General features: G+C 47.6%; 10 protein-coding genes and 1 other annotated feature (1 of these 11 running past the window's edge). All 10 genes read right to left on the bottom strand.

Annotated elements, in window-relative coordinates; all coding sequences use genetic code 11:
- Positions 1-150, bottom strand: a binding site (T-box leader); it reaches 71 nt to the left of the window's first position.
- Positions 151-223: 73 nt separating this feature from the next.
- Positions 224-1,687, bottom strand: a complete 1,464-nt coding sequence (gene gltX, locus ACR65H_RS04400; protein WP_440498969.1) for a glutamate--tRNA ligase — start codon at positions 1,685-1,687, stop codon at positions 224-226.
- Between the two features lie 69 nt (positions 1,688-1,756).
- On the bottom strand, positions 1,757-2,233 hold the full coding sequence (ispF, locus tag ACR65H_RS04395) for a 2-C-methyl-D-erythritol 2,4-cyclodiphosphate synthase (RefSeq protein ID WP_440498968.1): 477 nt from the start codon (positions 2,231-2,233) through the stop codon (positions 1,757-1,759).
- Entirely contained in the window at positions 2,233-2,928 is a 696-nt protein-coding gene (gene ispD, locus ACR65H_RS04390) for a 2-C-methyl-D-erythritol 4-phosphate cytidylyltransferase (protein WP_440498967.1), read from the bottom strand. The genes ispF and ispD overlap by 1 nt, the downstream gene beginning before the upstream one ends.
- A 22-nt stretch (positions 2,929-2,950) precedes the next feature.
- Positions 2,951-4,054, bottom strand: a complete 1,104-nt coding sequence (locus tag ACR65H_RS04385; protein ID WP_440498966.1) for a PIN/TRAM domain-containing protein — start codon at positions 4,052-4,054, stop codon at positions 2,951-2,953.
- Between the two features lie 181 nt (positions 4,055-4,235).
- Entirely contained in the window at positions 4,236-5,606 is a 1,371-nt protein-coding gene (gene radA / locus ACR65H_RS04380; protein ID WP_440498965.1) for a DNA repair protein RadA, read from the bottom strand.
- A gap of 69 nt (positions 5,607-5,675) precedes the next feature.
- Positions 5,676-8,123, bottom strand: coding sequence for an ATP-dependent protease ATP-binding subunit ClpC (clpC, locus tag ACR65H_RS04375; RefSeq protein ID WP_440498964.1), 2,448 nt, complete (start codon positions 8,121-8,123; stop codon positions 5,676-5,678).
- A 176-nt stretch (positions 8,124-8,299) separates the two neighbouring features.
- A complete protein-coding gene (mcsB, locus tag ACR65H_RS04370; RefSeq protein ID WP_440498962.1) occupies positions 8,300-9,382 on the bottom strand; it encodes a protein-arginine kinase McsB in 1,083 nt (360 codons plus the stop codon).
- On the bottom strand, positions 9,372-9,935 hold the full coding sequence (locus ACR65H_RS04365; RefSeq protein WP_440498960.1) for a UvrB/UvrC motif-containing protein: 564 nt from the start codon (positions 9,933-9,935) through the stop codon (positions 9,372-9,374). The genes mcsB and ACR65H_RS04365 overlap by 11 nt, the downstream gene beginning before the upstream one ends.
- A gap of 28 nt (positions 9,936-9,963) precedes the next feature.
- Positions 9,964-10,434 (bottom strand): CtsR family transcriptional regulator, encoded by a 471-nt coding sequence (locus ACR65H_RS04360; RefSeq protein WP_440498958.1) that lies wholly within the window; start codon positions 10,432-10,434, stop codon positions 9,964-9,966.
- 518 nt (positions 10,435-10,952) lie between these two features.
- Entirely contained in the window at positions 10,953-12,629 is a 1,677-nt protein-coding gene (locus ACR65H_RS04355; RefSeq protein WP_440498956.1) for a hypothetical protein, read from the bottom strand.
- Positions 12,630-12,767: the final 138 nt, after the last annotated feature.

The raw sequence follows: 12,767 nt of genomic DNA, 5'->3' as shown, positions 1-12,767 counted from the left end.
GTAACGCTGGCGATGCGTCCGGCCTACTAACTGTTCGGCACGGCGCTCAAAGGGGCATTTCCACACTGCAGAGGCACGGATCACTTTCAGCCGGTGATGATCCTCTCTGAAGAGCATGCGATGTGTACTTCTCCTTATCAAAGCTTTCGTTTTATATTGAAAGTAAGATTTATTGAATGTACGTCAATTGTACATCGATAATGCCTAAAGTCAACTAATCAAATTACGCTTTGGCGAATTTTGATACTCGCTCAATCGTCTTTTCCTTACCGATCAATGCAATGGAATCCGGCAATTCAGGACCGTGCGACTGTCCTGTTGTGACGACGCGGATCGGCATGAATAGATTCTTCCCTTTATGGCCAGTTTCCTTCTGCACTTCTTTAATCGCCGCTTTAATCGAAGCAGGGTCAAATGATTCAAGTGCGGTCAACTGACGTTGGAATGAAGCCATCACTTCCGGTACCTGCTCTCCTGAAAGGATCTCCTTGGATTGTTCATCATATTCAATATGGTCATTGAAGAATTGGGCGGTCAATTCGACAATCTCCGCACCATAGCTCAATTGCGCTTGGTAAAGGGCAATCAGGTCGTGTACCCAGTTGCGTTCCTCTTCCGTCATCTCTTTGCTCACACGTCCAGCAGCTTGAAGATGCGGCAACGTCAATTCGATTACTTCATCCAAGCTGAGCTTCTTCACGTATTGGTTGTTCATCCACGTCAGCTTCGTCTTATCGAACATGGATGGCGATTTGGATAGACGGCTTTCATCGAAAAGCTTGATCAATTCATCATGCGTGAAGATTTCTTCTTCCCCGCCTGGCGACCAGCCAAGCAATGCAAAGAAGTTGAACATCGCTTCCGGCAAGTAGCCGAGATCCTTGTATTGAGAAATGAATTGGATGATTGATTCGTCACGCTTTGAAAGCTTTTTACGATCTTCATTTACAATTAACGTCATATGGCCGAATCGAGGGTATTCCCAGCCGAACACATCGTATATCATCAATTGCTTCGGTGTATTCGTCAAATGCTCTTCGCCGCGGAAGACGTGGGAAATTTTCATCAGATGATCATCAATGACGACCGCGAAATTGTATGTTGGGATGCCATTCGCTTTCACGAGCACCCAGTCACCTACATCCTTCGATTCAAACGCAACTTCCCCGCGGACGAGGTCTTCGACTTTATAAGTGACGTTTTCAGGTACTCGCATCCGAATTGTGTACGGCATGCCTGCAGCTTCCTTTTCAGCGACTTCTTCAGCAGTCAGATGGCGGCAAGTGCCTGCGTACATCGGTGCTGCGATGCCAGAAGCCTTCTGTTTTTCACGCTCCGCTTCGAGTTCTTCCGTCGTACAGAAACATTTGTAAGCATGGCCTCCGTCAAGCATATCCTGCGCATATTTCGTATAAAGATCAAGGCGTTCCATCTGGCGGTAAGGGCCGTATTCCCCGCCGATATCGACGGACTCGTCATGATGGATTCCGAGCCATTTCAAATTATCAAGCTGTGATAATTCGCCCGCTTCGATATTCCGTTCCGTGTCGGTATCTTCAATACGGATAATGAATTTTCCGCCATGATGTTTTGCAAATAGGTAATTGAATAACGCTGTCCGGGCTCCGCCGATATGTAAATGGCCGGTCGGGCTCGGCGCATAACGTACACGTACTTCTGTTGTCATTTGAGTGCATCTCCGTTCTTGATTGATTCAAGTGTCATTTTATCACTGCTGCGTTCAATTTGAAAGGGCTCAATCTTTCAAGAGAAGGATTGTCGCCATAGAGGCGATCCCTTCCTCCCTGCCGACGAAGCCAAGTTTTTCGGTCGTTGTCGCTTTTACGTTAACCTGCGACACATCCGCTTTCAGCAATTCTGCAATGCGCGCCCGGATTGTTTCGATATGCGGAGCCATTTTCGGCTTTTGCGCCATGATTGTGCAATCGACATTGCCCAACCGGTATCCTTTCGATTCTACGATTTCCCACACTTTTTGAAGAAGGACTGCAGAATCCGCATCCTTGAATGCCTCATCCGTGTCAGGGAAATGCCTGCCGATATCCCCTTCTCCGATGGCACCAAGCGCAGCGTCAGTCACTGTATGCAATAAGACATCCGCATCGGAATGCCCCGTCAACCCTTTCTCATGTGGAATCGTAATGCCGCCGATGATCAATGGCCGCCCTTCCTCAAACTGATGTACATCAAAACCTTGTCCTATGCGAATCATCAGAAATCCTCCTGCCTTCTCTGCTTCAAGAGGACCTCTCCAAATAGGAGGTCCTCCTTCGTCGTCATTTTAACATTGTCATACGTACTTTCTACAACTCTCACCGGGTGTCCTAGACGCTCGACGATCATCGATTCATCCGTTCCAAGGAATCCCTCGGCTTCGGCTTTCTCGGACGCTTCCTTTATAAGTTCATAGCGGAACGCTTGGGGCGTCTGGATCGTCCAAAGCTTCGAACGGTCCACAGTCTCCTCGACAATGCCGCCCGGTGCATATTTCATCGTATCCTTCACTTGGACGCCCGCAATTGCGGCGCCATGCAATTGAGCGACTCCCACAAGCTCATGTATGACTTCTTGTTTGATGAAAGGTCTTGCCGCATCATGTACAAGAACGATTCCTCCTGATTGATGCGCACGTATGCAAGCCGCTACACTTTGCTGCCTCTCCGTTCCACCTTCGACAAGCGCAGTCACTTTCGTAATGCCGAACCGTTCCAGCATCTCTTCAATTTGCGGCTTTTCCTCGTCCTTCACGGAGAGGATCATTCCCGAGCAGGCTAGATCCTGTTCGAACACATCCAATGTGTGGATGAGAATGGGCTTGCTTGCCATCTCTAAAAACAGCTTGTTGAATCCCGCTCCCATCCGCCGACCGCTTCCTGCTGCCGGGAGCATTACTGTATATGTCTCCATCGTTGTTCCTCAGCTTTCTTCTTCAATACGCCTTTGCCGTCTTACCATTCTTCGGCTTAGCGAAAATCATCCGTCCTGCAGAAGTCTGCAATACACTTGTGACGATGACATCGATTGCATTGCCTATATGCATTCTACCATCTTCTATGACGATCATCGTACCATCATCCAAATAGGCGACGCCTTGATTATGCTCCTTGCCATCCTTGATGACGACGACATGCATTTCCTCGCCTGGTATGACGACTGGCTTCACTGCATTTGCTAGATCATTAATGTTTAAAACCGCTACACCATGCAGATCCGCCACTTTATTCAAATTAAAATCATTCGTAACGACCTGGCCATTCATGCTTTTCGCAAGACGAACAAGTTTCAGATCGACTTCCGCAACGTCTGTGAAGTCTTCATCTGTAATAAAAATATTCGGCCCGTCATCCGTCTGAAGCCGCTTTAGCACATCGAGCCCCCGCCGTCCTTTTGTACGCTTCAACGAATCGGACGAATCCGCAATATGCTGTAGTTCCGTCAAGACGAATTGAGGGACGACAAGCAGCCCTTCCAGAAATCCTGTCGACGCTATGTCTGCAATCCTTCCGTCGATAATAACGCTTGTATCCAAAATCTTGTGGAGCTTAGCATCCGGCTGGCTAACAGCCTCCACGTTCTCTCTTTTCTTCGGGTTGCTATTCCTTGCCGAAAAAATGGCGTTTGAAAACTCTTCACGTTTCTTAAAACCGACTTGAAAACCGAGGTATCCAAGAAGGATAGAAAGAAGCACAGGCAGAATGGAAGTGATAATAGGAATTTCCACACTGCTCAGCCCGAAACTGACGAGAAAAGCAACACTCAATCCGACCATCAGGCCGATTGTCCCGAACAACAAATCGAAAATCGGAGCCTTCAATAGACGGTCTTCTATCCATTTGATGAAATTCACGATCGGATCTGCAATGAAAAGACTTAGCAAATATAACACGACCGCTCCTAGGACAGCAGCTACGTAAGGATTATCAATCATCGGCTTTGAAGTAAAAGAAGATAATGTGAATAAATACGGTAAAAATAATACGCCGAGTGTTCCTCCGATCAGCAAAAGTCCTATCTGAACCACTCTTTTCAACATGTACAACACCTCCATTTCATTACTAACAACTATACATGTTTTCCATATCCTTCACCGTTTTGAGGCATCGGTATCGATGACCCCGGATAAATATAGGACAGAAGAAAAGTCGGTGAAGTTCCTCATATAGAAAAACTGAGGACATGGAACTCCCTATAAAAAGTCCCATATCCTTGATTTTTCACGAAAAGGCAACGTTTAATGCCTCACTTATCGTTTCGACACCGACCACTTGAATCCCTTCCGGAAAATCCCATCCACCGATATTCGACGACGGAATAACAACCTTCTCAAATCCAAGCTTTGCCGCTTCCGTCACCCGCTGTTCAATGCGGGAAACGCGGCGCACTTCCCCCGTCAAGCCCACTTCGCCAATGAAACAGTCAGTTGCCCCAGCAGCTGCATCGCGATAGCTTGACACAATGCTCACAAGAACCGCCAAGTCGATAGCCGGCTCGTCAAGCTTAACGCCGCCTGCAACCTTAATATAGGCATCTTGCGCCTGCAATAACATTCCCATCCGTTTTTCAAGAACAGCCATCAACAAAGAGACACGGTTCTGATCAATCCCGGTTGCCATCCGCTTCGGGTAATTGAAGCTTGACGGCGTTACGAGCGCTTGGATTTCGACAAGGATCGGACGAGTTCCTTCCATGGAGGCAACGACAGTCGATCCAGCACCTCCTTGGGAACGTTCTCGCAGGAACAGCTCTGAAGGATTCAAAACCTCCTTCAATCCTGACTGCAGCATTTCAAAGATTGCTATTTCATTCGTCGAACCGAAACGGTTCTTCACGCTCCGCAATATTCGATACGTATGATGTCTCTCCCCTTCAAAGTAGAGGACAGTATCCACCATATGCTCAAGAAGACGCGGACCTGCAATTTGTCCGTCTTTTGTCACATGACCGACGATAAAAATAGCTATATTTTGTGTCTTTGCGATACGCATCAGTTCAGCTGTACACTCTCGAACTTGCGAAACACTCCCTGGTGCGGATGTCACCTCGGGATGATAAATCGTCTGAATCGAGTCCGCAATGACAAATTTCGGCTGGACCTCATTAATCGTTTCATGTATCTTTGCCAAGTCGGTCTCTGCATAGATGAACAGCTCATCTGATGCAACGCCAAGACGTTCGGCGCGCAGCTTCGTCTGCCTGATTGATTCTTCACCTGATATGTAAAGAACACGTTGCTTTTGATTCGCAAGGAGCGAAGACACTTGCAGCAACAGCGTTGATTTTCCTATGCCCGGATCACCGCCGATTAAAACAAGCGAACCCGGGACAATCCCACCGCCGAGAACGCGGTTCAATTCACCAAGCTCCGTTTTGACCCTCGGCTCCTCCATCGTCTCGATCGAGCTGATCGGCATTGCTTTCTGCTGAACCGTCTCGGTATGCTTGAAGGCGCCACGCGGACCTTTGCTTACGATTTCAACTTCTTCGTCCATCGTATTCCATTCACCGCATCCGGGGCATCTCCCCATCCATTTCGGAGATTCATAGCCGCAGTCTCTGCACATGAATTTCGTTTTCCGTTTCGCCATACTTACCTCCATATACGAAAAGGATAGCCCACCCGCGTAGATAGCGAACTCTACGGGAGGGCCATCCTATTATTGATTTTCTGCCACTGGAATACGGTCTGTCTTGACGACGAACTCGCCATCTTCTACATCGACAATGACTTTTCCGCCCGTCAGAACGGTCCCGCTCAACAACTCTTCCGATAGACGGTCTTCCACATGCTTTTGTAAAGCCCGGCGCAACGGGCGTGCACCGTAATCAGGATCATAACCTTCTTCGGAGATTTTCATCTTCGCCTCATCTGTCAACTCAAGCGTAATATCTTGTTCAGCAAGACGTTTCGTCAACTCGTTCGACATAAGGGAAACGATCTCTCGCAAGTGCTCCTTCTCAAGCGAGTGGAAGACAATCATTTCATCCACACGATTCAGGAACTCTGGACGGAACGCTTTTTTCAACGCTTCAAGCATCGTTGACTTCATATCTTCGTAATCGCGTTCACCGTCTTGCAAGTTAAAACCGACATAGCGATTTTGCTTCAACGTTTCCGCCCCTACGTTGGACGTCATGATGACGACCGTGTTGCGGAAGTCGACTGTCCGGCCTTTGGAATCCGTCAATCTTCCATCCTCAAGCACTTGCAACAGAATATTAAAGACATCCGGGTGCGCTTTTTCAATCTCATCCAGCAAGACGACGGAGTACGGTTTTCTACGGACTTTCTCAGTCAACTGGCCACCTTCGTCATATCCGACATATCCCGGAGGTGAACCAACGAGCCTTGACGTCGCATGCTTCTCCATATACTCGGACATATCGATGCGGATCATCGCATCTTCATCACCGAACATCGCTTCTGCAAGCGCCCTCGCAAGCTCAGTTTTACCGACACCCGTCGGTCCAAGGAAGATGAAAGAACCGATCGGACGCTTCGGATCCTTCAATCCGGCGCGAGCTCTCCGAATCGCTCTAGATATGGCCGTTACGGCTTCTTTCTGCCCGATGACGCGTTCATGCAGAAGCTCTTCCATATTCAACAGTTTTGCAGTTTCTGTCTCTGCGATTTTCGCGACCGGAATCCCCGTCCACATCGCGACGACTTCCGCAATGTCATTAACGGTCACTTCTGATTCCTGCTTGCCTTGCTTCTCTTTCCATTCCGTCTTCGTCGTTTCGAGCTCTTCTTTCATTTTCTGCTCTTTATCGCGGAATGATGCCGCCTTTTCGAATTCCTGGCTTTGCACCGCGGCATTCTTTTCGTGGCGGATCGCTTCAAGCTTCGCTTCAAGCTCCTTCAAATTCGGAGGGGTCGTATACGAACGGAGTCGCACTTTCGAACCCGCTTCATCGATCAAGTCGATCGCTTTGTCCGGAAGGAAACGGTCAGAAATGTACCGATCCGACATTTTTGCAGCGGCCTCGATCGCTTCATCCGTAATTTTCACGCGGTGATGCGCTTCGTATCGATCGCGCAAGCCCTTGATGATCAAAATCGTCTCATCAACAGTCGGTTCATCGACTTGAATCGGTTGGAAACGTCTTTCAAGCGCAGCATCTTTTTCGATATATTTACGGTATTCATCAAGCGTCGTGGCACCGATGCATTGCAATTCCCCGCGTGCTAGCGACGGCTTCAAGATATTCGAAGCATCAATTGCCCCTTCAGCTCCGCCAGCCCCGATAAGTGTATGCAATTCATCAATGAATAGAATAATATTGCCCGCCTGACGGATTTCCTCCATCACCTTTTTCATGCGGTCCTCAAATTCACCGCGGTATTTCGTACCCGCGACGACCGTTCCCATATCCAAAGTCATAACGCGCTTATCACGCAGGATTTCAGGTACTTCATTGTTTACAATCTGAAGCGCAAGCCCTTCCGCAATCGCTGTCTTACCAACACCCGGCTCTCCGATCAATACAGGGTTGTTCTTTGTACGACGTGCCAATACTTCAATCACTCGAGTAATTTCCTTACTGCGCCCGATTACCGGGTCAAGTGTGCCTTCCCGCGCTATTTCCGTCAAGTCACGAGCTAGGCTATCAAGTGTAGGAGTAGAAGCGGACGAGGAAGCACCTTGGTTGCCGACAGCATTATCGTTGCTCCCGAGCAATTGGAGTACTTGCTGTCTCGCACGGTTCAAGCTGACACCTGCATTATTCAATACACGGGCAGCCACCCCCTCACCTTCGCGAATGAGCGCTAATAGAATATGCTCCGTCCCAATATAGGAATGGCCGAGTTTCCGCGATTCATCGACAGAAAGCTCGATGACCTTTTTTGCTCTCGGCGTGTAATGGACAATCGGCCCGACTTCCTTCGAACCGGAACCAACAAGGCTCTCCACGCCCTTTTCAATCGTTTCGAAGCTGACGTCGATCGCTTCCAATGCTTTCGCGGCGATGCCGCCGCCTTCCCGTATGAGACCCAATAAGATATGCTCAGTGCCGATCGATTCATGTTTCAGTCTGATCGCTTCTTCTTGTGCAAGCTGCAGGACTTTTTGAGCCCGCTGTGTAAAACGATTGAACATCATATTCTTCCACTCCTTCTATAAGTAACGTCTATCCTTTCCCACTATTGAAATGAAATAATAGGACTTCCTCTTACTCTATTCCAATAGTTCAGGTAGCAATCCAATTCCAATAAATTGACTTTGACCTTCTTTGACATAATTATAATAAACAGAAAAATCCGTTGCAAAACTATTGCTCAGTTTTCTTTATTATTTTCTTCCCTTTGCTGTTCCGAACGCAAACGTTCACGGAATAGATTAGCTCTAAATATATCCCTTTCTTCCGCAGTCAATTCCGACCCTGCGTATTGCTGTAGGAATCCAGGCTGCATGAAAATCATTAATTCATTCAAAATGGACATGTCTACATCCTCGATTATTCCCAAATCAATGCCCAGACGGACGTCTGATAGACAACGTGCCGCTTCTCCAGAAGGCAGCAATCTAGCATACGAGATAATGCCGAGCGAGCGGAAAAGCTTGTTTTCTAGTGCAATACGCGATTTGGAAAGAAGAAGTTCACGCGAACGCCTTTCGTGGGCGATCAGCCGGAGCGCTACATTTTTCAAATCAGAAAGAATCTCTTTCTCCGGTTTGCCCAAAGTCGTCTGATTCGAAACCTGATAAATATTGCCCGGCGCTTCGCTTCCCTCTCCGTAGCTGCCTCTGACAATCATGCCTAGCCTTGAAATGGCCGGAATAATGCGCTCAATTTGCTTTGTGATCGTTAAAGCAGGCAAGTGCATCATGACCGACGCCCGCATGCCTGTGCCCGTATTTGACGGACAGCTCGTCAAGTAGCCGAAATCTTCATCGAAAGCATAGGGAAGTTTATCCTCTAAATAGTTATCGACAGAATCTGCATGCTCGTATGCATTTTCAAGCTGGAATCCTGGATAGATGCATTGAATGCGGATATGATCCTCTTCGTTCAGCATGATGCTCAATGTCTCGTCCTCCGACAGTACAACCGCTCCATGTCGCTTAGGGTCTGTCAATTGCGGACTGACCAAATGCTTTTCAACAAGCACTTGTCTTTCTGTTGCCGGAAGTTCTGACATCTTCATATAGGCATACCCTTTTTCATCGGAAGTAAGCAAGGCGGCCGAAACTTGCGAGTCGACTTTCTGCGCCTCTTCAACTGTGAACGCAATCGGGAATCGATATCCCCTTAAATTCCGGGCTAAGCGGATCCTTGTCGACATGACGATATCCGCATGCTCCCCATGCGATGTCATCCATCCAGTGACAGCACCTTTCATGAATTTATTAATTGACATGGCTGTCACCACCTCCATCGCCGCATTCCGCTAAACGCTCTTTCAGCGCATTCGCTTCATCCCTCAACGCGGCGGCATCCTCAAATCGTTCCTCCTCGATCGCTTCCTGCATTTTCAGCCTGATTTCCTCGACTTTCTTTTTCAAGGCAAATCGTTCGTTAAAGGAGACCGGAATTTTTCCGACATGTGTCGTATGACCATTATGGAGCTTGCTGAAAACTCGCGGCAAATACTCCCTGAACGAGTCATAGCACGTCGGACAACCGAACTTGCCTATATCGAGGAATTTCCTGAACGTTAATTGGCAATCGGGGCAAGTTGGTCCTTCGGACGTGCTTTCCCTAGACTGCTGAAAAGGCTGCATTGATTCACTTCCACCAAACCAATGGGAAAGGAATTGTTGGATCGACAACGGTTCCTGATTCGGGTCAAAGTGGAACATTTGTGTTTGAAACGCACATTTCTCACATAAATGCCGTTCTGTAGAACCGCCCATGCCTTCCTGGGTGAAAATCACGGAAGCCGGTCGTTCTTTGCAATTATCGCATAGCATATTTTGCACCTCGTATTCGTCAAATTCACTATCCAAGCTGCTTATAGATTAGAGTTGATAGCATCGCCTGCAAAATCCGCGCTCGGATAAGATCGCGCTCCGGCAGCGGATAATGGAGCGTCGTCCGGTCCACCGCAGCTAAAATGAGCCTAGACTCTCTCTCCGAAATGACTTCTTCGTTCAATAGCCTGTAGATGATTCCTTCAGCCATTGCATATGTTGCGCCATGTTGTATTCCTTCTAAAATATGTTCGATCAATTCCTTATGCGAATTCGTCTGGACGCGATAAATCCGGATGTATCCACCGCCTCCGCGCTTTGATTCGACTGCGTATCCGCGTTCGACGGTGAAGCGGGTGTTGATGACATAATTAATTTGTGAAGGCACGCATTGAAATTTTTCTGCGACCTCACTCCGTTTGATTTCCACAGTCCCGCTATCTTCTTTTTCGATAATTGCCTTTAAATACCCTTCAATAATGTCAGAAATGTTTCGCATGATGTCACCTCTTTTCTCACGGTGCTAAGCCATTGACTTTGACTATCTTTGACTTAATTGTACATGAAAATACATCTGGCGCGCAATTTATATGCAAGTTAACAGAAAAATCTATCTTCCATTCAATTAATAGCGAATAAATTTGTCAGCTGTTAATGTTTAAGGTTTAAAAAATAGGGTAATAAGGTAGTTGAGGATTTTGTCTGACCTCTTCTTCCTCTTCGTGGGTTCTGTTCGAAAGGGCGGTTCGTAACAGTTGAGGCAAACGGCTGTTATTTTCGCATAGGTGCAGTCTGCCCTTTTGAACAAACTCCTTACACCCTTTTCCAATAATAAATTGCCGGAAAAGCTCATAAGTCGTTGTAAAAGCCCATAAACCGCTAGAAATGTCCATAAAACACTGTAAAAGTCCATAACCCGAAGTAGACACGTATAAAGGCTACGAACGGCTCATAATTCGTCGTAATCGCTCATTAACGTATAAAGGCAGCCCCCGATATCCAGGAGGCTGCCTTTTTTTATTCAATCGTAGCGTTTTTCAGTTCCTTAACAGGCAGGAAGAGCTCGCCTGTTTCGTAATACGTGATGGCGAGGTGGTCGCCTTCTTGGATGTAGATTGCTAACGGAACAGCTTCGGTGGAAACGATGAAGTTCCGGCCGTCGTCTGCAAGGATCGAAATGAGTGTAGCGTCGCCGGCGCGTTCCTTATACACTCGGACGACGTTGACAGACGCTTTTCCTTCCTCGGCGTTCGAGCTGCCGTCGACCGTGCTTCCCCCGCGTTGCAGTGCCGTCTTATATAGCCTCAACGCTTCATTCGGTGAATTGGCGTACACGGAGATTTCTGGGTTTGCTGCCGAAACGATGAAGTAATTTTGCAGGAAGCCGTTTGAGTCAAGAACCGGCGTCAACCAGCTCGCCTCTCCGTAAAAGTTATAGAGCACCGGCATTTCTCCGGTCCATTTCTTCTCGATGAATTTCTTTTCAATAATTTGAAGCGTACCTTGCGAGTCCATATACGACTCTTCCAGATTGCCAGTATAGTAAGTCGCTTCGCCTGTGCGGCCATCCGTCAATGCATAGCCAAGCATCGAGTCGACGCCTTCTTTCGGGCTTGTGAAATCAGTGAAATAATACATATGGCCATTTTCATCGAACACCGGACTGACATTCGACTCCGTCCCTTCGTCTGAAGGCAGCTTCACATCCTTCTTCCCGACGATTGAATTCCAGAATCCGTGAACGTATTTTCCGAAGTAGCTGTTTTGCAAGCTGACCGCTTCGGGTGAAACCGCCCCATCGATAAATTCAGGGACGTTCGAAAGCGGATATCGGCTCACTTCACCCGTACCCGGATCTACCATGACGACCCCTTGGACGTCAAAACCGTTTCTCGCTGTAATGAATTCCCCATAGGAACGTATATAATGCGGCTTTCCATCATCATCAATTTCAAGCTGCACATCGCCGTAAAAGATGAGATCCGGCGCCGCCATCCGCATATGGCGCTCCACTTGTTTATGGAAGTACGATGAAGGCGTATAGGCCATTTCCGTTTTCACGAACTTCGGATTGTCCGCCGAATCGGTCGCGCTCATCGTGAAGTAGCCAGGTGTCGTCTTCCCGTTCATCCATTTGAAGAATCCCGAAAATTCAACTGGCGCGATATAGACAAATTTCCCATCCACTTTTTGAATCTGCAAGTTGCCGAGCTCATAATAACTCGTATTCGGCACTTGGCCGAATGCCTTCTTCATTTTATTCCGAGCAAATTTTGGCGGTACACTTGCAGGCGTCTTCGTTTCGTCAAACGCTTTGATTTCCACTTGTTGATCCATTTCAACCGCTTTATATTTTTGATTTGCATTAAATAGCGGCGCACTAAGGATGAACGCACTTCCCGCTAACGCAGCCAATAACAGGACAATTTTGGCGCTTCGTTCCTTCCCGGTTGCAAGCACGACTCCCGCTACAGCTACGACAAGGAATAAAGCCCATAGCGACGTCCAATTCCTGTCCAGATTCGTGACGTAATAAAGGGCGAATGTGAGAACTGCCATGAGCCCTACTGTCGCAGACAATGCACCAATTCGATTAAAGGCTGGTTTCCCCTCTTTAGAAACCGACGTGAACGGCACGATGATCATCGCGGAAACGATACCGACGACAATTGAAAATAGCAGTAAATTTATCATATGAACACTCTTTTCTATTAAAAATTTATCTCCTCTAACTATACGGATGAAGCAGCAAAACGATTCATCTTTTTGACCAAGTTTTTGAATCCTACCACCCCGAACTTCCGTACAAGACAAGAGAGAAAGGAGTTGAGC

The sequence above is a fragment of the Sporosarcina sp. SAFN-015 genome, from assembly GCF_059415085.1.
Note: the sequence above shows the minus strand (reverse complement) of the source record. Positions and strands in the feature narration are given on the sequence as shown.

Excerpts from the sequence above, each read along its gene's own strand:
- gltX (WP_440498969.1), bottom strand. The coding sequence starts at position 1,687 with ATGACAACAGAAGTACGTGTACGTTATGCGCCGAGCCCGACCGGCCAT.
- ispF (WP_440498968.1), bottom strand. The coding sequence starts at position 2,233 with ATGATTCGCATAGGACAAGGTTTTGATGTACATCAGTTTGAGGAAGGG.
- ispD (WP_440498967.1), bottom strand. The coding sequence starts at position 2,928 with ATGGAGACATATACAGTAATGCTCCCGGCAGCAGGAAGCGGTCGGCGG.
- ACR65H_RS04385 (WP_440498966.1), bottom strand. The coding sequence starts at position 4,054 with ATGTTGAAAAGAGTGGTTCAGATAGGACTTTTGCTGATCGGAGGAACA.
- radA (WP_440498965.1), bottom strand. The coding sequence starts at position 5,606 with ATGGCGAAACGGAAAACGAAATTCATGTGCAGAGACTGCGGCTATGAA.
- clpC (WP_440498964.1), bottom strand. The coding sequence starts at position 8,123 with ATGATGTTCAATCGTTTTACACAGCGGGCTCAAAAAGTCCTGCAGCTT.
- mcsB (WP_440498962.1), bottom strand. The coding sequence starts at position 9,382 with ATGTCAATTAATAAATTCATGAAAGGTGCTGTCACTGGATGGATGACA.
- ACR65H_RS04365 (WP_440498960.1), bottom strand. The coding sequence starts at position 9,935 with ATGCTATGCGATAATTGCAAAGAACGACCGGCTTCCGTGATTTTCACC.
- ACR65H_RS04360 (WP_440498958.1), bottom strand. The coding sequence starts at position 10,434 with ATGCGAAACATTTCTGACATTATTGAAGGGTATTTAAAGGCAATTATC.
- ACR65H_RS04355 (WP_440498956.1), bottom strand. The coding sequence starts at position 12,629 with ATGATAAATTTACTGCTATTTTCAATTGTCGTCGGTATCGTTTCCGCG.